General features: G+C 38.1%; 10 protein-coding genes. 5 read left to right on the top strand and 5 right to left on the bottom strand.

What is annotated here, in order from left to right; genetic code table 11:
• Nucleotides 1-346 precede the first annotated feature (346 nt).
• From nifJ to F6K23_RS28870, 4 genes are all read right to left on the bottom strand, one after another.
• Entirely contained in the window at nt 347-3,910 is a 3,564-nt protein-coding gene (gene nifJ / locus F6K23_RS28885; protein ID WP_293162158.1) for a pyruvate:ferredoxin (flavodoxin) oxidoreductase, read from the bottom strand.
• Between the two features lie 1,191 nt (nt 3,911-5,101).
• Entirely contained in the window at nt 5,102-5,833 is a 732-nt protein-coding gene (pflA, locus tag F6K23_RS28880; protein WP_293162156.1) for a pyruvate formate-lyase-activating protein, read from the bottom strand.
• Between the two features lie 173 nt (nt 5,834-6,006).
• Nucleotides 6,007-8,295, bottom strand: coding sequence for a formate C-acetyltransferase (gene pflB, locus F6K23_RS28875; protein ID WP_367267852.1), 2,289 nt, complete (start codon nt 8,293-8,295; stop codon nt 6,007-6,009).
• A gap of 184 nt (nt 8,296-8,479) precedes the next feature.
• Complete coding sequence (locus F6K23_RS28870) at nt 8,480-8,968, bottom strand: hydrogenase maturation protease (protein WP_293162154.1); 489 nt, start codon at nt 8,966-8,968, stop codon at nt 8,480-8,482.
• Between the two features lie 300 nt (nt 8,969-9,268).
• Here F6K23_RS28870 and F6K23_RS28865 point away from each other — a divergent pair, with 300 nt between their 5' ends.
• The 5 genes from F6K23_RS28865 (at nt 9,269) to F6K23_RS28845 (ending at nt 22,668) form a co-directional block, all read left to right on the top strand.
• Nucleotides 9,269-15,139: an AAA family ATPase gene (locus F6K23_RS28865; RefSeq protein WP_293162152.1), complete on the top strand. Its 5,871-nt coding sequence runs from the start codon at nt 9,269-9,271 to the stop codon at nt 15,137-15,139.
• Between the two features lie 297 nt (nt 15,140-15,436).
• Nucleotides 15,437-18,784 (top strand): ATP-binding protein, encoded by a 3,348-nt coding sequence (locus F6K23_RS28860; protein WP_293162150.1) that lies wholly within the window; start codon nt 15,437-15,439, stop codon nt 18,782-18,784.
• 251 nt (nt 18,785-19,035) lie between these two features.
• Nucleotides 19,036-20,316: a response regulator gene (locus F6K23_RS28855; protein ID WP_293162148.1), complete on the top strand. Its 1,281-nt coding sequence runs from the start codon at nt 19,036-19,038 to the stop codon at nt 20,314-20,316.
• A gap of 1,069 nt (nt 20,317-21,385) precedes the next feature.
• The gene (locus F6K23_RS28850) at nt 21,386-22,498 is read left to right on the top strand and encodes a mechanosensitive ion channel family protein (RefSeq protein WP_293162147.1); all 1,113 of its coding nucleotides are present in this window, start codon (nt 21,386-21,388) and stop codon (nt 22,496-22,498) included.
• A gap of 41 nt (nt 22,499-22,539) precedes the next feature.
• Nucleotides 22,540-22,668, top strand: a complete 129-nt coding sequence (locus F6K23_RS28845) for a hypothetical protein (RefSeq protein WP_293162145.1) — start codon at nt 22,540-22,542, stop codon at nt 22,666-22,668.
• 394 nt (nt 22,669-23,062) lie between these two features.
• On the opposite strand, the gene F6K23_RS28840 is transcribed toward F6K23_RS28845, so the two are convergent.
• Complete coding sequence (locus tag F6K23_RS28840; RefSeq protein WP_293162143.1) at nt 23,063-24,349, bottom strand: hypothetical protein; 1,287 nt, start codon at nt 24,347-24,349, stop codon at nt 23,063-23,065.
• Nucleotides 24,350-25,324 lie beyond the last annotated feature (975 nt).

The raw sequence follows: 25,324 nt of genomic DNA, 5'->3' as shown, positions 1-25,324 counted from the left end.
ATATTGGTTAGGACTTACGCATATACGCTATATATAGCGCTCAAAACTATTGTCCAATAGTACTTTTACCATATAAATAGTGCCTTTGCGTAAGTCCTGATTTCCTTATATTCAATTCCGTAACGGTTTTAACCAGAGGTAATTATCAATTATCAATTATCAATTAATGAACGTTACCGAAAAATTGTGGTTTAAAGCCTCCCCTTTTAAGGGGATAATAAGCGGTCGGGGGATGGCGAGGTCTCCTCGCCATATCCAATCGACCAAGAGAAGAAAAATTTTCATGAATTTGTCAATCCTCTTCTTTTCAAGGAGAGGTAATTATTCATTATTCATTATTCATTATTCATTGTTGAACATTGCCATGAGGAATTTCTAGTTGGCGAGCTGCCAAATATTCATACATTGCATAACGAGTATTAACATCTTCCTGTGCTTGTACTAATAATTCTTTAGCATCAGCAGGTTTACTCTTGGTTAGCATTTTGAACCTATTCTCCTGATACATCGACTCACCTACTGGTTTCTTGGGCGATCGCATATCTAGTTGCAAAGGATTTTTTCCTTGTTGTACTAAGTCTGGGTTATACCGATACAACAACCACCGACCGCTTTCCACCAGAGCTTTCTGATGAGTCATGGCAGTGGTCATATTAATTCCATGAGCAATACAATGACTGTAAGCAATAATTAAAGATGGTCCCTCATAAGCTTCAGCTTCCAAAAATGCTTTCAGGGTATGTTCGTCTCGTGCTCCCATTGCTACACTGGCAACATAAACATTGCCATAAGTCATTGCGATTAAACCTAAATCTTTCTTACCTGATGGTTTTCCTCCTGCTGCAAATTTAGCAACTGCTGCACGGGGTGTTGCTTTAGAAGACTGACCGCCAGTATTAGAATAAACCTCCGTATCCATGACCAAAATATTCACATTTCGACCGCTAGCAATAACGTGGTCTAAACCTCCAAAACCAATATCATACGCCCAACCATCACCACCAACTATCCAAACAGATTTTTTCACCAGATAATCTGCCAAAGTCAGCAATTGCTTTGCTTCTGGAGAGTCTAACCCTTGCAATTTTTCCTTGACTTGGGCGACTCGTTCCCGTTGTTCCCAAATATCAGCTTCAGATTTTTGGGAGGCGTTCAGAATGGCATCAACTAAATTATCTCCCACACTTCCCGCCACTTTTTGCAAAAGCTCCGCAGCAAATTGACTATGTTTGTCGAGAGACAGACGGAAACCTAAACCAAATTCGGCGTTATCCTCAAACAAACTATTTGACCAAGCGGGTCCACGACCATCGGCATTTTTTGCCCAAGGAGTTGTAGGTAAGTTACCGCCGTAAATAGACGAACATCCAGTCGCATTCGCCACAACCGAGCGATCGCCAAATAACTGACTGACTAATTTAATATAGGGAGTTTCGCCACAACCTGCACAAGCACCGGAAAATTCAAATAAAGGTTCTTGCCATTGTTGTTGACGGATGCGGTCGAGATGGAGGGAGCGACGGTCGGGGTTAGGTAGACCCAAGAAGAAATCCCAATTTTCTCTTTCTTGTTCCCGCAATGGTAACTGCGCTTCCATATTTATTGCCTTGCGGGATGGCATAGATTTATTTTTCGCCGGGCAAATATCTACACACACACCACAACCAGTACAGTCTTCGGGCGCTACTTGGATGGTAAATTTCTGTCCGGAAAAATCTTTATCCTTGACATTTGTAGATTTGAAAGTTGCTGGAGCATTATCTAACAGAGTCTCTTCATAAGCTTTACCACGAATGACCGAATGAGGACAAACCATAATACACTTACCACATTGCACGCAGACATTGGGGTCCCAAGCTGGAATTTCTTGAGTAACATTACGTTTTTCCCATTGAGTTGTTCCGGTGGGGTAAGTTCCATCACATGGTAAAGCGCTGACTGGTAGTTGGTCGCCTTCCCGAGAAATCATTTTACCCAAAACATCCCGCACAAATTCTGGCGCTGTATCGGGAATGGGTGGTAAACGGTGGAGAGTACTACTAACTTCCGTCGGAATTTTAACTTCGTAGAGATTATCCAAAGTATTGTCAACAGCTTGTAAATTCATATTGACAATTTCCTGACCTTTTTTGCCGTAGGTCTTTTGGATATATTTTTTAATTTGAGCGATCGCCTCTTCTCTGGGCAAAACATTAGCTAAGGCAAAGAAACAGGTCTGCATTACTGTATTAATGCGTCCTCTCATCCCACTGTCACTAGCAACTTTATTTGCATTGATGACATAGACTTTTAAATTCTTGCGGATAATTTGTTCTTGAATTTCTACAGGCAACTGTTGCCAAACTTCATCGGGAGCGTAGGGACTATTCATCAGAAAAATAGAACCATTAGCTGCGGAGGTCAGAACGTCTAATTTTTCTAGAAAACTCCATTGGTGACAACCGACAAAGTTTGCTTGGTCGATGAGATAAGTGGAACGAATGGGGTTAGCACCGAAGCGGAGGTGGGAGACAGTAACAGCACCAGATTTTTTCGAGTCGTAGACAAAATAACCTTGAGCATAGTTGTCAGTTTCTCCCCCAATAATTTTAATGGAGTTTTTATTCGCACCGACCGTACCATCGGAACCCAAACCGTAAAACATTGCCCGCACCACATTATCTGGTTCGATAGAGAAACCTGCATCGAAAGGTAAGGATGTGTGAGAAAGGTCGTCATTAATACCGACAGTAAAATGATTTTTGGGTTTGTCAGCGCTGAGGTTGTCAAAAACGCTCTTCACCATTGCCGGGTTAAACTCTTTAGAAGATAAACCATAACGACCGCCAACCACTTTTGGCATTGCCCCTGACCATTCTTCATTCAGAGCAGTAACTATATCTTGATACAGAGGTTCGCCACTTGCACCGGGTTCTTTTGTCCGGTCTAACACAGCAATTTTTTTCACTGTTTCAGGTAATGCTGCGACTAACCTTCTAGCATCGAATGGTCTATATAGTCTAACTTTCAATACCCCAACTTTTTCACCATTGGCGGTTAAGTAGTCTACAGTTTCGTGAACCGTTTCACAACCAGACCCCATCAGAATAATAACCCTGTCTGCATCAGGTGCGCCGTGATATTCAAAACATTGATATTGTCGCCCTGTCAGTTCAGCAAATTTATCCATTGCTTTCTGCACAATATCCGGAGTTGCAGTGTAAAAAGGGTTAACACTTTCCCTAGCTTGAAAATAAACATCCGGGTTTTGAGCAGTACCCCGTAAAACTGGTCTGTCAGGAGTCAAACCACGAGCGCGGTGAGCAAAAACAAATTCATCATCGATCATTTCCCGCAAAACCGTTTCTGGCAGCAGTTCAATTTTCTGTACTTCATGGGAAGTGCGGAAACCATCAAAGAAATGAATAAATGGTAATCTTACTTCCAGAGTAGCAACTTGGGAAATAAGTGCCAAGTCGTGAGCTTCTTGTACCGAAGCAGAACACAACATGGCAAAACCAGTAGCACGAGCCGCCATCACATCACTGTGGTCGCCAAATATAGACAGACCTTGAGCTGCCAGGGAACGAGCTGCAACATGAATAACACAACAAGTCAGTTCCCCAGCAATTTTATAAAGATTAGGAATCATTAATAATAATCCCTGAGATGCAGTAAATGTAGTAGTTAGAGAACCTGTTTGCAACGAACCATGTACTGCTCCGGCCGCCCCACCCTCACTCTGCATCTCAACCACACTGGGAACTGTACCCCAAATATTCGGCGTGCCTTGAGATGACCAAGCATCGGCCCATTCACCCATTGGTGAGGAGGGAGTGATGGGATAGATGGCAATAACTTCATTGAGTTTGTGGGCAACACGGGCAACTGCTTCGTTACCGTCCAGTGTTGCAAAAGTTTTGTCACTCATAGATATTCTCCTGTTGAAATTCTCTGGTTATTTACAAATATTGTGGATTTGTTTAGTAATTTATTAATTAGACCTATTTTGAATATTCTACCTGTTTCTTACTTCTACAAATTGATGTTTTTTTTACACCTATATGCAGCTTTTTTTGCTAAATCTTTTGTTGAGTTGGTATTGGACGAGTACGGTAGGGGTGGTTTGTGTGTTTTTTAATACATTTACAGCGCTTTGAAGCAGAAAGGTTAGAGAGGAAGAAGGAAAAACGTACTTTTGATAACCGGATTTGATCTCACAACCAAAACCCAGTAATACCATTTCTCAAAAAGAATGCTATGTATGATTGGGTGGGGAAGTGTGGGAAGTTGGTTCGTGTGGGAAGTGTGGGGAGAGGTTAAAAGTAGGAAAAATCTATACTAACCGACTAATAATTGTCAAAAAAAGACTTTGAATCTTGGTAAATATTTGACTGTTGAAGTATCACTGAAGTATAGCATTGCTTTTGGGAATTGGTATAAGGACGTTCCATGGAACGTCCCTACTGTGGTCTACTGAAATGAAAATCACTGTATGCCATGTCCAGATATAGCGCTGTGCGCAGCTCATCTGGCAACAGGCAACAGCTCCGGAAGGGGGAATAAATTGCCGATAATATAAGACTTTTAGCTATTTGGCCTCTCCTGCAATTTGTAAATATACCAGCGCTCATTGCTATAATTAGACATCTCCGGAAAAGAGGAAGTAGGCAGTAGGGAAGCCACCCCTAACCCCGACCGTGGAGGCAGGGTCAATTTATTGTCACCAGAGAAAAAAGGAGGAGGGGGTGGGGAGTGTGGGGAGTGTGGGGAGGACCGGAAGCACAGGATCTAAAAAAATATAGGGTTGTAAATATTCTCTGACGACAAAGAATTAGCCCTGCTCCCAGGAGGGGAAAGAATTGATAATTTATCGATAATAATTGATTTTATTTTTTGGCGTTGCTGATTCTGGGTATGATTTGATAATTTTATATTTTGGATTTTGTATTTTGGATGGTTTGAACTACTTGTTAATATTAACTGTTCCCTGTTCCCTATTCCCTATAAACCTACTTTCATACCTTAATTCAGCAATGCCTATTTTTTATTATTGGAGATGTCTATTAGTGATAAAAAACTTTTTCTCTTCTAGCCTTTTCTTTCCTCCTGCCTTCTCACATTATTGAACTATTAGATTATGACTTTTGAAGATATTAATAGTTCTTTCTAATAATTCATCTGAGGGAGGTTCTGTTGTTTTGAGTTGATAATCATATCCTAATTGTTGCCATTTGTATTCTCCCATTTTATGAAAGGGCAAAACTTCTACTTTTTCAACATTATCAAAAGGCTCTATAAATTCAGCTAATCCAGTTACATTATCAATAGGATCTGTTAAGTCAGGAACTAACACAAACCTAATCCATGTTGGCTTATGAATTTCGTTAAGATACCGAGCAAAATTAAGGGTTGGTTCCAGAGAAACATTGGTTACTTTCTGGTAAATTTTTGGATCGAAAGATTTAATATCTAATAATACCAAATCTGCATATTCTAAAACAGGTTTAGCAACATTCAAATGGACATATCCCGACGTATCTAAAGCAGTATGAATTCCTAGCTGGCGACATCTTTGAAAAATTTCTGTGACAAATTCAGGCTGCATCAAAGGTTCACCACCAGTAACCGTCACACCGCCACCAGAAAATTTAAAGTAAGACTGATATTTTTCAATTTCTAAAATCAATTCATCAACAGACATTGACTTGCCATTTTCCGTATGACGACAATCAGCATTATGGCAGTATAAACATCTTAAGGGACAACCTTTAGTAAAAATAACAAATCGAATCCCCGGACCATCGACTGTCCCACAAGTCTCTATTGAATGAATAATGCCTGTCGATCCCATATAAATTACTCCTCTCAAAAATGCCTAAGTCCTGTTTTTATTATTGGAGATTGGAGAGGTGAACAGCTGTTCACCCCTACAAAATAATCAGCGATCGAGAAACTTTATCCTTTCTAACCTTTTCTTTCCTTCTGCCTCCTGCCTTCTGCCTCCTGCCTCCTGCCTTCTGCCTTCTACAATTGATTGTGGAATGTTCGGTTAATCACATCCAATTGTTGTTCGCGACTCAGTTTAATGAAGTTAACTGCATAACCTGATACTCGAATAGTCAACTGAGGATATTCTTCAGGACGGTTCATTGCATCTAGCAAAGTTTCTCGGTTGAGAACGTTAATATTGATATGATGTCCCGTGTCGTGGAAATAACCATCTAACATTCCTACCAAATTGTTGACTTTCCCATCGTCATTTTTCCCTAATGCTTCTGGCACAATTGAGAATGTGTATGAAATCCCATCTTTAGCATTCTCATAAGGTAATTTGGCAATAGAGGCCATAGAAGCGATCGCTCCTTTAGTATCTCGTCCGTGCATGGGATTTGCTCCCGGTGCAAAGGGTTCACCTGCTTTTCGTCCATCAGGTGTACTGCCAGTCTTTTTACCATAAACCACATTTGAGGTAATAGTTAAAATTGACTGAGTAGGTGTTGCATGACGATAAGTTTTGTTTTTGCGGATTTTATCCATAAAACTGCTTAAAACGCCAGAAGTGATTTCGTCAGCTCGTTCGTCATTATTGCCAAACTTGGGATAATCTCCTGTCACTTCGTAATCAACCGCTAACCCTTCTTCATTCCGAATAACTTTGACACTTCCATATTTAATCGCCGCCAGCGCATCTCCTACCACAGATAAACCAGCTATTCCACAAGCCATCGTCCGATAAACATCGCGGTCGTGTAATGCCATTTCTAAAGTTTCGTAGCAATATTTATCGTGCATATAATGAATGACATTCAGACTATTAACATACAGTTTCGCTAACCAGTCCATCAAAACGTCAAACTTAGCTGTCACTTCTTCATAATCTAGGTACTCACTGGTAATAGGAGCATAAGCAGGGGCAATTTGATCGCCATGTTTTTCATCCTTACCACCATTAATAGCGTAGAGTAAAGCTTTTGCTAGGTTAACTCGTGCCCCAAAAAACTGCATTTGTTTACCAATTCTCATCGCAGAGACACAACAAGCGATACCATAATCATCCCCATATTCTGGACGCATCAAATCATCATTTTCATACTGAATAGAACTGGTATCAATGGAAACCTTAGCACAATATTGTTTAAAAGCGCGGGGCAACTGTTCAGACCAAAGAATCGTTAAATTTGGCTCAGGTGCAGGTCCTAAATTGTAGAGAGTATGCAAGAAACGGAAACTATTTTTAGTCACGAGGGGACGACCATCTGTTCCCATTCCACCAATTACTTCTGTCACCCAAACCGGATCTGCTGCAAATAACTGATTATATTCAGGAGCGCGCAAAAAGCGAACCATCCGCAGTTTCATCACGAATTGATCGATTAATTCTTGAACTTCAGCTTCAGCGATCGCTCCTGATTTCAAATCCCTTTCAATGTAAATATCCAGGAAACTAGAGACACGTCCCAAAGACATAGCTGCACCATTTTGCTCTTTAACAGCAGCTAAATATCCGAAATACGTCCATTGTACAGCTTGTTGACTATTCGTTGCGGGATTTCCCAAATCAAAACCATAACTCGCTCCCATGGTTTTCAATTTTTTCAAGGCTTTGATTTGGTCTGATATTTCTTCTCGTAAACGAATTACTTCCTCATCCATGACATCGTACTCAAGAGAAAGCAACTGTTCCTGTTTATCTTCAATCAGAAAATCAACTCCATATAGGGCAATGCGACGATAATCTCCAATGATACGTCCCCGTCCGTAGGAATCAGGTAAACCTGTGATAATGCCAGAGTGACGAGCTTTCCGCATTTCGCGAGTATAAGCATCAAAAACCCCATCATTATGAGTTTTACGATATTGAGTGAAAACTTCATGGGTTTGAGCATCTATCTCGTAACCATAAGCTTCTAAAGATTTCTCAACCACTCGAATACCCCCAAAAGGCATAATTGCCCGTTTGAGGGGTTTATCTGTTTGTAAACCAACAATTTTTTCTAAATTTTGATTGATGTAACCTGCACCATAAGCAGTAATGCTAGAAGGGATTTTTGTTTCTGCATCTAAAATGCCTTTTTCCCGTTCTTGGTTCATTAATTCTTTAACTTCAGTCCAGAGAACATCTGTTGATTCACTGATGTTTTCCAGAAAAGATTCATCCCCTGTATATGGAGTATAATTTTTCTGAATAAAATCTCTAACGTTAACTTCTTTTGTCCAGGGTCCTTGTTTAAATCCTTGCCATGCTTCGTCTTTTGAAGTTATTTGGCTTTGTAGTTGCGAGAGGTTTTGTTCCGTATTAATATTGCTAACCATAAAACTTTATTGAGTGTATTTCTATTCTTTAACACCCACCTCCTTCACTATTATTATCCAACTATTTTTTGCTAATTGAACTATCACTTAAAGTTTTGTAACAAAACTTGATTTTGGCACATAACAAAAACTTGAGAAAATAACTGCTAAATTAAAAAAAAATTGTCAATAAAACTTTTAAACTTTACTTAACAAAAATCTGTTGAATTTGTGCTAAAGCATCTGTAATTCCTTGGGATGTTTGTGAAGAAAAATTTTCCCCAAATTCAAAGTTGACTGCGGGTATTAATATCCACCAACTCGGAGGCACATTTTTATAAACAAATTGACTGAGAGCAAGTAGCGATCGCGGGTCTCCTGTATGCCCTATATTCAAACCCTGACTCTGCCAGACTTTCCCCCTTTCTAACTGGGTGTGGGGAGGGTGGGGAGAGGGGGGAACGCAAAGTTGATGAACCTGTAAACCTTCTTCAGAAGTTGCGGGATAAGCATCAACAAAAATAACTAATTCTGCTTGAGATATAGATTCTGCCAATTCTGGAGTAAGTTGATGCACTGGGAGCGATCGTACATTGGGCAACTTCCACTCAGCAACCAACTCTGCCACCCGTTGACCAGCACCATCATCACTGCGGAGCGTATTACCATAACCTATTACTAATATTTCAGTCATTATTTATAAGTATTTTTGTATTGCAGTAATTAAATTATAAGTGTTTCATCAAACAGGTTCTAATATGAAATACGTTAATGTTTACTACCAAAGATTGATGGGGAGATAGGGACTCACCCTACTTACTTATTCCACACTTTACGCTCTGCACAACCGAAGACTTTAAGCCCTGTTTTTCGGTAAAATCACATAATATATTACTATGAAAAATATTAACCGCGATCGCTTTTTGCTATGATTTAGTAAACTAATTCAAAATTTTTGAAATACTAAATTTAGAAATAAGCAGGATTTAGCAGTATGGTTAGCAACATAGTCAATATTCCACCATATCACATCAGCCAAGAACTCTACAATGGTTCTAGAACTCTAGTTTATCGAGGGTATGGCCAGAGTGACCAACTACCTGTAGTTATCAAACTGCTGAAAAATCCTTATCCTAATTTCAATGAGCTGGTACAATTTCGCAATCAATATACTATTACAAAAAATCTCGACTCACCTCTAATTATCCAAACTTATAGTCTAGAAATATATCAGAATGGTTATGCCTTGGTCATGGAAGACTTTGGCGGCATTTCTCTTCAAGAATGGGCTGTAAAAAAGGAAAAAAAACTATCTTTAATAGAGTTTTTAGAAGTAGGAATTACTCTGTGTAATGCCTTAGAAATCCTGTATCGCGAACGGATTATTCATAAAGATATCAAACCGAGTAATATTTTAATTAATCCCCACACCAAAGAAATTAAATTAATTGACTTTAGTATTGCATCTTTACTACCAAAAGAGACTCAAACATTAATCAATCCTAATATTTTAGAAGGAACACTTGCTTATATTTCCCCAGAACAAACAGGGCGAATGAATCGAGGAATTGACTATCGTACAGACTTTTATTCTTTGGGGGTGACTTTTTATGAATTATTAACAGGGTCATTACCTTTTCCATGCAATGACCCCATGGAATTGGTACATTGTCATATTGCCAAAACACCGCCATTAGTCAATGAAATTAATTCAGCAATTCCATCTGTATTATCACAAATTGTGGAAAAGTTAATGGCCAAGAATGCCGAAGACCGCTATCAAAGTACATTAGGATTAAAATATGATTTAGAAAATTGTCTAACTCAACTTCAACAAACAGGTCAGATTAAAAACTTTGAAATTGCCCAGCGGGATGTGAGCGATCGCTTTATGATTCCGGACAAACTTTATGGGCGAGAAGCTGAAATAAATACTCTTCTCCAAGCATTTGAAAGAGTCAGTAATTTCCCAGATTATCCCCCCCATACCCCCCTTAGTAAGGGGGGAATTAATTCCACTGAAGGAAAAGCAGAAATTATGTTAGTAGCTGGTTTTTCCGGCATAGGTAAAACAGCAGTTGTTAACGAAGTTCATAAACCCATTGTGAGGCAACGGGGTTATTTTATTAAAGGCAAATTTGACCAATTTCAACGTAATATTCCCTTCAGTGCATTTGTACAAGCCTTCCGATATTTAATCGGGCAATTATTAACAGAAACCGAGGCTCAAATCCGGCAATGGAAAAGTAAAATATTATCAGCAGTGGGAGAGAATGGGCAAGTAATTATTGAAGTTATTCCCGAATTAGAAAAAATTATTGGCGAGCAACCAGCAGTACCAGAATTATCAGGAACAGCAGCTCAAAATAGATTTAATTTATTATTTCAAAAATTTACTCAAGTTTTTACCAGTGCCTCACATCCATTAGTGATATTTTTAGATGATTTACAATGGGCAGACCAGGCATCGTTAAAATTAATTGAGCTATTAATGACTGAGACAAAATATATTTTTTTAATAGGAGCATATCGGGATAACGAAGTTAATCCAGCACATCCGTTAATATTGACTTTGAATGAAATCGAAAAAATCGGCTCAACAATCAACACAATTACTTTAGCAGCACTGAATCAAATACAAATAAATAAGTTAGTAGCTGACACACTAAAATGTACAGAAAAATTAGCTCTACCACTTTCTCAATTGGTGCATCAAAAGAGTCACGGAAATCCGTTTTTTGCTACGCAATTTCTCAAAGCATTGCATCAAGATAAACTGATTAAATTTAACTTTGATTTAGGTTGTTGGGAATGTGATATTAGTCAAGTAATTCAGCAGGCACTCACAGATGATGTGGTTGAATTCATGGCATTTCAATTACAAAAATTGCCACAGTCAACTCAACAGATATTACAGTTAGCGGCTTGTATTGGTAATCAGTTTGATTTAACAACTTTGGCTATTATTTCAGAACATTCAGAAATAGAAACAGCAACTTATTTGTGGAAAGCTTTACAAGAAGGTTTAATTTTGCCAACTGGTAATATTTATAAATTTTATATCGGTCAAGAAAATCAAACATTTACTCAAACAAATTCCCAGAGAGTTAGATATAAATTTCTGCACGACAGAGTCCAACAAGCTGCTTATTTTCTGATACCTGAAGAGGAAAAGAAAACTACTCATTATCAAATAGGTAAACAGTTACTCCAGAACACATCCGAGAGCCAAAAAGCAGAACGAATTTTTGAGATCGTCAATCAATTCAACTATGGAAAAACTATAATTACCGAACAAAAAGAACGGGATGAATTAGCAGAACTTAATTTAATTGCTTGTCGTAAAGCTAGAAGTGCAACAGCTTATCAAGCAGGTCGAGAGTATGCCAACATGGGGTTATTCATGTTAGGAGAAAATCCTTGGCAGCGACAATACAAAATGAGTCTAGCACTCCATGAATTGGCAACAGAATTAGCATTGCTATGTGGTGAATTTGAAGAGATGGAACAGTTTATTGAAACAGTCATTGCCAAAGCACATACTTTATTAGAAAAAGTAAATGTTTACCGAATTAGAATTCAAGCAAATGCCTCTCAAAATAAACTGACCGAAGCTATTACCATTGGGCAAAATTTATTACAACAACTAGGTGTAATTTTCCCCGAAATAGTTACAGAAAAAGATATTCAAACAGCCATTGCAGAAATTAATCCAATAATTGGAGACCGGGAAATAGAAAACTTAGTCGATCTACCTCAGATGAAAGATTTGGAGAAAGTTGCCATTGTTGAGATTGCCAATAGTATTATGGCAGTCGCTTCCATCGCTGGTTCTCCTTTATTTCCATTATTGGTAGCTTTGTCAGTCAAGCTATCTATTCAATATGGAAATACATCTGCTTCCGCAATGGCTTATGCTTGTTATGGCATCATAGCTAGTAATATGATCCAAGACGTTAATACAGGGGTGAACTTTGGTCAGTTGGCAGTTCGTGTCGTCTCCAAACTTGATGTTAAAGCAGCCAAACCAGAGGTATCAATTGTAGAAGGGTTATTCACCTTCCATCGCAAGTCCCATATTAAAGAAACACTGACTTTGTTAAAAGAAGGATATACAACTGCCATAGAACTCGGAGATTTAGAGTTTGCCGGACGTAATGTTTACGCGTTTTGCCTCAATTCTTTTTGGTGCGGTCAGCTTCTTGCCACTTTGGAAGAGGAGACGAAAGCATACTGCAATGAGTTTGTGCAACTGAATCAATTGATAACAGCCAATTACTGTCGAATTTATTGGCAATCAATTTTAAATTTGTCGGGTGTTGCAGAGCATCCAACTATTTTGTCTGGGGATGCGCTTGAAGAAGCAGAATTTCTACCCCAACTAATAGAAGCAAACGATATATTTGGATTGCATTTCTTCTATGGATGTAAGCTGATGCTTTGTTACTTGTTTAGGGAAATAGAATCTGCTCAAAACCATGGTATTGAGATTAGGCGCTATTTAATGGCTGCTGGTGGCACAGTTTGCGAACCTGCATTTTATTTCTATGATTCTTTGACTGCTCTAGCTGCTTTTAATTTTGAATCACGGGAGGAGGTATTAGAGCAGGTAGAGAAAAATCAAATGCAACTGCAACAACAATGGGCAAACTATGCTCCCATGAACCACCAACATAAAGTGGATTTAGTGGCAGCCGAAATTTGCCGAATTAAGGGAGAAAAATTAGAAGCAATAGAGTTATATGATCGGGCTATTTCTGGAGCTAAAGAAAACGAATACATTCAAGAAGAAGCACTCGCTAACGAACTTGCAGCAAAATTTTACTTAGATTGGAATAAAGAAAAAATAGCCCAAGCATATATACAAGAAGCATACTATTGTTATGCTCGTTGGGGAGCAAAAGCCAAAACCGATGACCTAGAAAAACTTTACCCTCAACTACTCCAACCCATCCTGCAACAACAACGCCTCCAGATCAACCCCACAGAAACTAGCTTGGATAGGATATTATTATCCACTTATACCAATGGCACTAGCAGCACTAATATTTCCGATGCTCTAGATTTTACTTCTGTATTAAAAGCTGCTCAAGCTATTTCCTCCTCTCTGGAATTAAACCAACTCATTGCCAGTCTGACTCGTATTATCCTCGAAAACTCTGGTGCCCAAAAAGCAGTGCTGATGCTGCCTCAAGATAATGCTTGGCAAGTCAAAGCAATTACTTTAATTTGTCAACAGGAAATACAAACGACCCTAGTTCCACAATTATTAGATAATTCTCCAGATATTCCCATCAAAATTATCCATTACGTTAAAAACACTCAACAAACAGTTCTCATCAATAATTGTCAAACAAATATTCCTGGTCTAATTGCGGAATATATGCTCCAACATCAACCCCAGAGTGTACTTTGTACTCCTATGATTCATCAGGAAAATTTAGTGGGGATTTTATATTTAGAAAATAACTTAATTTCTGGAGTTTTTACATCTGAACGTTTGCAAGTAATTAACTTACTTTCTGCTCAAGCAGCTATATCTTTAGAAAATGCTCAACTCTACGCTCAACAGCAAGAAAAAAATCGGCAAATTGCTCAAAAGGAAGAAGAATATCGCAGCATCTTTGAAAGTGTTAATGATGGGTTATCAATTTGCGATTTAGAAACAGGAAAGTCAGTGGCAGCTAATCCAACTATTTATCAGATGCATGGTTATAATCAAGAAGAATGGTTCCAGGCAACACCAGCAGATTTTATACACCCAAATTATATTTATCTCTTCAGTGAATATTTAATAGCTTTAAGAGCAGGCCAGAAATTTTATACTCAGGCAATTGCTAAACGTAAAGATGGTAGTTTTTTTGATGTTGAAATCAAAGCAGTACCTTTTATGTATAAAGGAAAATTGCATGGATTAGCAATTCTACGAGATATTACTGAACAACAAGCTGCATTACGAGAACGTCAAAAAGCTGAAGCAGCAGTAGTTAAAAAATCCCAAGAATTAGAAACAGCATTAGAAGAATTAAAACAAGCTCAATTACAGATGATCCAGAGTGAAAAAATGTCGGCACTGGGTAATTTAGTGTCAGGAGTAGGTCATGAAATGAATAATCCTTTAGGCTTTATTTGTGCTAGTCTCCAACAAGCTAAACCTATTATTGTAAATATTATTGAACATTTACAAATATATCAAGAAAATCTTCCCAATCCAAGTGATGAAATTAAAGACCATGCTGAAGAAATTGATTTAGATTATAGTTTAGAAGACTTACCTAAAATAATTGATTCGATGACTATAGCCTGCGACAGACTGAAAAATATTAGCACTTCTCTGCGTACTTTTTCTCGTGCAGATAAAGATTATAAAGTACCTTTTAAGATCCATGAAGGCATTGATAGTACAGTTTTAATTCTCAAACATCGCCTCAAAGCAAATCAATATCGTCCTGCTATTGAAGTAATTAAATTTTATGGAAATTTACCAAAAATTGATTGTTTTCCCGGTCAATTAAATCAGGTATTTATGAATATTATTGCCAATGCTATTGATGCTTTGGAGCAATCAAATATAGGTTTAAGTTTTGCAGAAATTGAGGTTAATCCCAACCGAATTAAAATTACAACGTCAGTAGAAAATCAAGGAGTGAAAATTACCATTTGTGATAATGGTCACGGCATGAATGAAGAGGTTAAGGCTAAAATATTTGACCACTTATTTACAACTAAAGCAGTAGGAAAAGGGACGGGTTTAGGATTGGCGATCGCCCGTCAAATTATCGAACAGAAACATGGAGGAAATCTTGATGTGGCCTCAACTCCTGGAGAAGGAACAGAATTTACAATCGTCCTTCCTCTTCAGTAAACAATTTCCCTATACTCATAAACAAGTTCTTTATTTTAAATTCTACAATCTAAAAACATGAAAGAATCACTGGAACTGCATCGAAATCTGATATCAAATCCGTTGGTTACGGTTCCCGATAAATCGGAGTAATATAATTCCTTCGATCTTCATACAATGCGTAATTAAGGGCGAATGGCCATTCGCCCCTACAATCTTTAATACTGAATAACACCGATGCTACTAGATTTGATATTACTAGCACAATTCGATCAAACTTTATTTTAATACTAAATTTTAACATTAATCGAGGAAACAATGGCAGGAAATATTGCAGAATCTTGGAATTCACATAGAAACAAAAATCAGTCCCAAAATCAGTTTAAAACAACAATTGTTTTGCTCTGTTTGCTGATGGGAGGGTATCTAGGTAATTACTTCAAAATAACCATGATTCTCCATATAGACTGGTTATTTGGGAGTATTTTTACCATGGTGGTCGTCAGACTATACGGGTTGGGTTGGGGCACGATCGCTGCCGCAATTTCCAGTTCCTATACAATTTTGTTGTGGCACCACCCCTCTGCCTTTATTCTCTACACCCTGGAAGCGATTTTTGTTGGTTGGGGACTGCGGCGGCGCAGCAGCAACTTATTACTCCTTGATGTTTTTTATTGGGGAATTATCGGGTTTCCACTCCTTTGGTTCCTCTATATCTTTGTCGCTAACATTCCCCCTCAAAGTGCTTTATTCATTTCCTTCAAAAATCCACTCAATCAAATTTGCAATGCCTTAATTGCTAGTCTGATTCTAACTCACACACCCATTGTTCAATGGTTTAGCATCAAGACGATTAAAACTCATGCCTTTGAGCAGACCCTCCTTAATTTGCTAGTGGCCTTTGTCTTGCTACCAGCAATATTACTGACTATTTGGAACTGTCAGGATGCTACCTCTGCTCAAGAGAACAACGTTTTAGTTCGCCTAGAAGACACCAGAAAAAATGTCAGTTCCGATCTACAAAACTGGTATCAGCACAACCTAGAGAAGTTGCAAGCACTAGCATCCAATATTCAAGATAGCGATCTGTTCCGGAATAGTTTAAACCGTTCCCAGCTCCAGGAAATCATTCAAATTGCTCAACAAACCGTTCCCGATTTCCGCAATCTCTACATTACAGACACAGATGGGCAGATTCTCAATTCAAGCGCTGTTGAAAAGGCAAATCAAAATATTACTCAACTAAACAGTTTACCACTTCAGGCTTTATTCACAGCAAAACAGCCAATGCTCTCTGAGGTGATGATGATATCCGGTTCGCCGACAATCTTTCAAAGTATACCCATTTGGAAAGATGACAACCTAGTGGGTCAATTTGTTGCAGAAATTGATGTAAATACCCTGAAAAAAACATGGCTGGCCAGTCAGTCTACATCAAATCGGCTAGTGAGTTTACTAGATCTACAAGACCGGGTCATTACTACCACTCGCGAAGATATGAAAGTAGGGCAACCCTTTGATCGAGATACGAATGGTGAAATTTATCGGCTCGATCAAAATAGCCACCTTTGGGTGCCAAATATTCCCAACGTAGCTAAAGTCCGGCTCTGGAGAAAGTCATTTTACGTGCACAAGAGCACTATTGGCGATGAACTTCCATGGATAGTGGCGATCGAAACACCGACTGCTTCCCATTTGGTAAAACTAGAGGGATTTTATACCAAAAGCTTTGCTATTCTAATAGCGATCGCTATCCTGGCACCTCTTTTAGCAAAACCCATTAGTAGTAGTCTAGTCAAACCATTACTGCAACTTGCCAATCTCACCAGCAATTTACCCGATAAACTCACAGAACATCAATTGCTACAAATTCCAGCCAGTTCAATTACTGAAATTGAAACCCTGTCTAGTAACTTTCAATTTATGGCAAGTGTTCTGCAAGATAAATTTCAGGAAATTCAGCAAGCCAGTTTGGAACTTCAGCAAGCAAAAGAAAATGCCGATATGGCCAACCAAGCCAAAAGCGAATTCCTCGCCAACATGAGTCACGAGTTACGCACTCCGCTCAATGGTGTTCTTGGCTATGCCCAAATCTTAAAACGCAGCGAACCTCTCACCCAAAAAGGGCAAAATGGCATCGATATTATCTACCAATCCGGTTATCACTTGCTGAACCTAATTAACGATATATTGGATCTCGCCAAAATCGAAGCCCGAAAATTAGAACTGCATCCCACAGCCATCCATCTGCCTTCTTTGCTGGAAAGTGTTGTCGAAATCATCCGCATTCGTGCTGAACAAAAAGGGATTACCTTTAATTTTCAGGTTAACTCTCAATTGCCTACGGGTGTTTGGGCAGATGAAAAACGTTTGCGTCAGGTTTTGATCAACCTTCTGGGTAATGCCATTAAATTTACCGAACGCGGTAGCGTGACTTTTAAGGTAGAATCCATCGGGGTTGAAGAAGGAGTCAGGAGTCAGGTAGGGGAGCCGTCGGATTGGCGACGTACAGGAGTCAGGAGCGGTCAGACCCCGCGTCGCCGCCAGGCGCAAGCGGTCGGACCCCGCGCCGCCGACCAAGAGAGGGAACGCCGACCAAGAGAGGGAACGCCGACCAAGAGAGGGAATGCTGACCAAGAGAGGGAAAATTGCATGGGGATTACTTCCCCAAACAATTTTGAGCACCGTGTAGACGGTGGGGTATTAAACCCGCAAAAAAAAGATAAAATTCGCTTTCAGATAGAAGATACTGGAGTGGGGATGACTCCAGAACAAATCGAAAAAATATTCTTGCCCTTTGAGCAAGTTGGCGATAGTAAAAAGCAAGCAGAAGGCACAGGACTCGGACTAACGATTACCCGTCAAATTGTTGCTTTGATGCAAAGTGAAATTCAGGTTAAGAGTGTTTTAGGTGAAGGCAGCACCTTCTGTTGGGAAATTGAACTGCCTGAAGCGGAAGATTGGGCAAACACTTTGAGAGTCATGCAACAAGGCGTAATTCAGGGTTACAAAGGCGAAAAACGCAAAATCTTGATCGTTGATGATCGTTGGGAAAATCGTTCCGTATTAATTAATCTTCTAGAACCTATCGGCTTTGAAATTATCGAAGCTAACAATGGAAAAGAGGGTATCGAACAGGTATTGAAAACATCGCCGGATTTAATTATTACTGATTTATCCATGCCTGTAATGAATGGGTTTGATTTTTTATATAAGTTGCGTTCAGGAACTGACTCCGAAGGGGTATTCCATCCCCAACTGCAAAACCAAACTGTTCTCGTCTCTTCCGCCAGTGTCTTTGATGTCGATCGCCACAAAAGCCTAGATGCTGGGGGAAATGATTTCTTGCCCAAACCAGTACAAGCTGAAACTTTACTAGAACTCCTGCAAAAATATCTGGGATTAGATTGGATTTATGACGCAAATAACACTGAAAAACAGAATATTGAGGTTGCTCCCGATGAAATCCAGCCACCTGAAACAGAAATATTGCAGCAAATCTGGGAATTAGCCCAAGATGGAGAACTTGATGGCATCATAGAAATCGCTGAACAACTTCAGGATAACAATACTACTGCCTTTACCCAAGAATTGATCCGCCTTGCAGAAGCTTGCGAAATCAAACAAATGCGAGCATTTATTCAACACTACCTAGGGGTTTGCTGAATAAAGTCTGTTGCTAGGGGTAGGAGACAGGAGACAGGAGACAGGAGACAGGAGAAATTATAGAGGAGGTAGTCGTAAAAATTGTAAGAGTGATTTTTCTGCCATAATCATCCCAAAATACTAGCTTTATGCAGCTCTTTAGACCGAAAAACTTGCACTTTCTTCAACCAAAAAAGGCACTTACCAATATCAGTCAATGCTTTGATCTTTAATCAGCAAGCCCTACCTAGTTTAATCAGGAACAGAAACCAATGCCAAATCCAACCCAACCATTTATTTTGATTGTGGATGACAACCCCACTAACTTATCTGTGTTGTCAAAAGCATTGAAAGCTGCGGGCTATAAAGTCCGCATGGCAGTTGATGGTGAAGATGCTCTAGCCCAAGTACAACGCCATCACCCAGATATGATTCTGCTGGACATTGATATGCCGAAAATGGATGGCTTTGAAACCTGCAGTCGTCTTCAGGCAAATCAAGCAACTAAAGGAATTCCAGTCATTTTTATGACAGCTCTCACTGATACCGAAAACAAAGTCAAAGGTTTGTCATTAGGTGCAGTCGATTACATCACCAAACCCTTTGAAGAAGCGGAAGTTTTAGCTCGTGTCAAAGTCCACTGGCGATTGAAGCGACTGACCGATACTTTAGAACAGCAGGTGAGTGAACGAACCCAGGCGCTGCAACAAGTTCAAGTGCAATTGGTACAACAGGAGAAACTCTCGGCGCTGGGGCAATTAGTGGCTGGGGTTGCCCATGAAATTAATAATCCTATTGGTTCCATTGTCGGTAATGTCAGTGTTGCACAAGATTACATCAACGATCTATTAGGTATCATCGATATCTATCACGAAAAATTTCCTCAACCTGGTGTAGAAATTGAAGAAGCTCTCCAAGCAAGCGACCTAGACTATATGCGAGAAGATTTACCAAAGTTAGTTAAATCTATGAAAGACGCTGGCGATCGCATTCAATCAATTAGCAGAAGTCTTCGCACCTTCTCCCGCGCTGAAAGCAATACAAAAAGACCTTTTAACTTACATGAAGGGATTGATAGCACCATCCTGATTTTACGCCATCGCCTCAACGCTAACGAGAATCGTTCTGCCATTGAAGTTGTCACCGACTACGGCAATATTCCAGAAATTGTTTGTTTTTCTGGACAATTAAATCAGGTGTTTATGAATATTTTAGCCAATGCCATTGATGCTTTAGATGAATCTGATCGGGGAAGAGATACAGAAAGTCAAGCTAATCCTAATCTAATTACCATTAAGACGCAACTGTTAGATGAACAGGTGAAAATTGCGATCGCTGATAATGGTAAAGGAATGTCACAAGAAGTGAAAGCCAAGATTTTCGACCATCTATTTACGACTAAAGCGATAGGGAAAGGAACAGGACTAGGATTGGCGATCGCTCGTCAAATCGTGGTCGAAAAACATGGTGGTATAATTCAAGTTAACTCTAAACTCGGAGAAGGAACTGAATTCATCATCACCTTACCCGCGAAGACAAAAATAAAAACTTAACTTTTGAAACATTACTTTTGTCCATGATTAGCCATTAAAGAATCAACTTCTTTACCTAATTATACCAAGGGTGATAAATATTTGCTATAAATAACTAGTGCAGGATGGCGGAAATAACTGACCAGTTACAAAATCCCAAAACAATTACAAATCAAAAATGATTGACTGTCAGATGTGCGTCTTACATTCTGAGGTGTCCTCAGAATTACGCACTCGATGCATGAATTTTGACTTTTAACTTCCGCGTAGCGGCACTAGGTTATTTCTTAGAGCTGATTTGTAAACTTAGCTAAAACCCTTATTTCATCTAACTCTCAGGGATTTAGGCATTATTAGACTATAACTCCCAAAACCCTTGTATTGCCAGAGATTCAGCCTCTTAATATTTACTTTATAAATCAGCTCTTAGGAGTCAGGAGGACTGAGTCAGAATGAATAGCTTTGATACAATTTATGAGGTAAGAATTTATCTTTTTCTCTTGGTGAGCGTTCTGCAAGTGAGCTGGCGTCGTCGCGGGGTCGCACCGCTTAGTCCAAGGTAAATCTCCTGCACGTGTCTTTTAACTGCCCTGATTATTCCTAAAATTATTTTTCTAAATTTGTATTATCAATGGCATTCAATAATTAATAATTAATAATTACCGAAAAATTGTGGGTATGCGCCTCCCCTTTTAAGGGGATAATAAAGAAAAATTTTCATTATTATTCAATCCTCTTCTTTTCAAGGAGAGGTAATTATTCATTATTCATTATTCATTATTCATTGTTGAACTCTTCTTTTCAAGGAGAGGATTGACTCAAAGGAAAAATTTTTTCTTCTCTTGGTCGATGGTCGGACAGCGAGGAGACCTCGCCATCCCACCCAACGGGGAAGCTGCGAAGATCGACCACTTTTTCCGCTTAAAAGGGGAGGCTTTAAACCACAATTTCTAGGTAAATAATTTATAGCACAAGGAAGAACCGAACTTGGAAGAATCTTGCTTTGTCTGAGTTTTAAGCTTTAGGTTTGTTAAAATTTTAATAAATTTGAATAAATTATTCAACCTAACTTTACTACTATCGGCTAATTATGGAAGCAATTTGGCAAACTATCCAAAACATCAAAATTCTGGATATCCCAGTCATAATAATATTTTTTATAGTATTGGTTTTAATAGCAACATTAGTTTTAAAACAATTATTAACTATAGTTGTGATTAGGCAGATTGAAGCTTTAACTCATAATACCACAACTACCCTTGACGATCAATTAATTGTAGCTATTAAAAAACCCATAGGATGGTTTGTCTATTTAATGGGATTGTGGATAATACAATTAATACTGACAGATTATATTACTCCTCAACTAAATCAAACAATTACAGGAATTATTAATTTAGCAATAGTAGGTAATGTAGCACTAATTGTTTACCGTACATCTCCTATTTTAGGAGAGCTGCTACAAAATTTATCAGCTCAAACAGATACCGAATTAGATGATATTATTAGCCCCTATATTCCGAAGCTATTTAGGTTAACTGCTATCGTAATTTTTGCTCTAAAAGCAGGAGAAATATTATTGGGAGCTTCTGCCACTGCAATTGTTGGTTTAATCGGCGGTGCTGGTCTGACATTAGGTTTATTATTTAAGGATATTGTTGGTGATTGGTTAGCTACAATTGTTATTTATAGTGATAGTTTATATCGAGTAAATGACTGGCTTTTATTACCAAGTGGTAGTTGGGCAGAGGTAAAAAATATAGGGATTAGAAGTACAACAATTTATATTGGTTTTGAAGGAGCTATTCAAAAAATTCCTAACTCTAAAATGATTGATGGTAGCATTAAAAATTTATCTCAACAGCCCAACGAACGGAAGAAAGCAGCTATTAATTTATATATTAAGATTGACGGAATTTCATCTAAAAAAATAGTCGCTCTTAATGAAAAAATTCGAGCAATTCCCCAAAAGATTGACCTTTTATATGATTCTTGTATAGTCAGATTTAATGGTTTGGAAAGAAATGCTCGTGTGATTAGAGTAATTGGATTTACTAATGATTTAGATAATTATTCGAGAGCTTATGAACAATTAAATTTAGCAATATTGGCTTTATTAGAGCAGGAGGGAATAGATTTATTTTATGTGAATATTCTTAGTGATACAGAAACTTATAAAACTTGGCAGTATCGTGAAAATTAGGCGGTGGTGGTGCATAGTAATGGTAGAGAGAGTGTGGGGGGATGGGGAGATGGGGAGATGGGGGGGATGGGGAGACGGGGGGATGGGGAGTGTGGGAGAAATTAAAAAATATATATCTTCACCATTACTATGCAGGACGACCAATTATATCATGTCCGGTTGAACAGTGATAAATAAATAACTACGGAGTCCTCAGGAGTCAGGAGTCAGGAGTCAGGAGGAAAGAGGGAAGAAAGAAGAAGAACTGGAGTTGAAGGAGAAAGTTTTTTTATAACTAATTATCCGGACATGATATTAGGCAATAGATATCTAATATTATGTTCAGTGCTCAGTTGCATTTTATCCTGGCTCAAATGTTAATCTAGTTGGAATTAATCCTGGCTGAAAAAGTTCCTTATTGCTAGTCCGCGACTTTCTTATTGCTGGTCGCTACAATTTATAATCAAGGAGCAAATTTCACTTCTGTGACCGCTTAGTTCTACGGAGTATTGCAAAAAAAAAAGAAATGGAAATTAATTACCCAAAATATAGGTAAACAATTTGTATTTGTTTGCTAAAATCTTGCTAATTCAAGAAAGAAAGGTCTATTCTACCAAAATTTGTACTGAGGGCTATTTGCATATTTTCCAATACTTTGACTAACCATTGAACTTTTTTTTGTGTTGAAAATTCGTAATGCTTAAATAAGAGTGCAAATCGTTTTTCTAAGTTAGGTTTAACTTGTTGACAAACTAATAAGATTTTTAGTAGTAGTCCTGTTGTGATTACAGGTCCTAAATTACCAATCAGATTAATAAAAAAGAAATGCTGTGACTGCTTTGAACTATGGACAATAAAAAAGCTTAATAATTGATGGCAAGTCTTCATCATTAAAGATTCATTTAATAACTCATCATCACGTTCAGACATAATACTTCGTAAATAGTTGTAGAGTTTATTCTTAAAGTGAACTTGAATATGATGAGATTCAACATCAAAGGATGTACTTAGATATTCATAAAAACTATCTTTAAAAAGGTGATATGATTGGGGAACTGTGGTATAAGCTAAAAACCGTTTAGCATAATTTCTATATGTTTCATTCCCTTCTACTTTTCCCACAAATTGTTTGATAGATAATAATAGTTCGTCATTAGACAATAAGGTAGGATTTTTAGCAGATGTAGACTTTTTGACTTGACTAAGTTGTAGTCTAACTTGGTGAGTAACATAATGGGATAAATCAATTTCATATTTTTGCTGTTTTTCTACTTGCATTTTCTTGATGGCTTGTTGATGTTCTTTACTGCTATTTGGACCAATTAATAAATATTTATATAAATAAGGATAGTGGGAATTAAGATTTTTTAAAGGTTGATTTAGAGGATCGTTGGTATGATTTGCAGATGATATATTTATTACTTCTACCATCCGTTTTAAACTCAAATACTCTTGACTCTGAGTAAAATAATTGACAAGCTCTAACATTTTTTTTGTTTCGGAAGATCCGTAATAGGAAGACTCAGATTTATCAATTGCTTGCTCAAATAAATTCATCAGTTGTTTTAAAACATTTTTTTTGTCTTGAGGTAGTTGTTGATGATTAATTAATATATAACAGCAACGATTCAGAATAGCATTAAATTTTTCTTCGCATTCAGGTAGTTGTATGATTCTCCCCATTGCTGTAGATATTTCAGGAATTTGGTATAGAGAGTATTGAATAAATAGTATCCGAAATCTCTCAATGATTTTATCGATTGATTCAGTTAAAACTAATTCCAAAAAGTGATTATAAATCTTTTGTTCTTCTCTACAAAATTGTTGATAATCAGAATCTGTAGTGATGATTTTTTGTCCTGTAGATTTCATAGAAATTTGCCTCCCTGAAAAAAGAACGTTATTAGCGATTAGGTATATTAGACATCTCCAGAAAATAAATCTTTTAATTAGAGCAGGCTAAGGATACGAAAAATTCACCCTAAAAAATCTTTTTACGCGCAAAGGCACGAAAAAAGATTTTACCTGTTGCCTTCCGGAGCAGATGAGCTGTTGCCTACTCCTGCAAAAAACCTATATCTTTTTCGGAGATGTCTAATATATACTAGCAATCATTTATTGCTGAGAAAGTTAGGTTTGTAACTGGATAGTTTTAGATATTGTATTATGTACCTTTATCACAGCCTTCACTCAAGTTGTGAAAGTGTAGCATTGACTTGTATCCTCAACATATTCTTATTATTAATGTATTTCTGGATGAGAAGCGATAATGTGTATCAGTTGTCACAAAAAATTATGCTGCTGTTCTGAAGGTGCAAAAAAATACACATTGACGAGCTTGGAATTATATTTGGTGTTTTTTTTCAAGATAAAATCTGCAATAATACTATTTTGAAAAAAGAATGTTACGAATAATAAGCACTATTACAGCAATTTTCATTTCAGTAGACCATAGTAGGGACGCCCTTATGCAACGTCCCTACAGGGTTTTGGTTATGGCGATGTGGTTCATCAAGAGCGAAAAGCGCTTTCAACAATTAATAATGAATAATGAATAATGAATAATTACTTCTCCTTGAAAAGAAGAGGATTGATATAGAATCCGGGTAATTAGTTATCGTATTACTGAGGAGTAAGGAGTAAGGAGTTAGGAGTTAGGAGTTAGGAGTTAGGAGTTAGGAGTAATATCAAATCCAGTTGAATACTTAATTGTATTGTTGGGGGAGATGGGGAGATGGGGAGATGGGGAGATGGGGAGATGGGGAGATGGGGAGATGGGGAGATGGGGAGATGGGGAGATGGGGAGATGGGGAGATGGGGAGATGGGGAGATGGGGAGATGGGGAGA

Origin of the sequence: Okeania sp. SIO2C9 (assembly GCF_010672455.1) — a bacterium.
GTDB lineage: Bacteria > Cyanobacteriota > Cyanobacteriia > Cyanobacteriales > Microcoleaceae > Okeania.
This window is presented reverse-complemented; position numbering and strand designations above follow the sequence as displayed.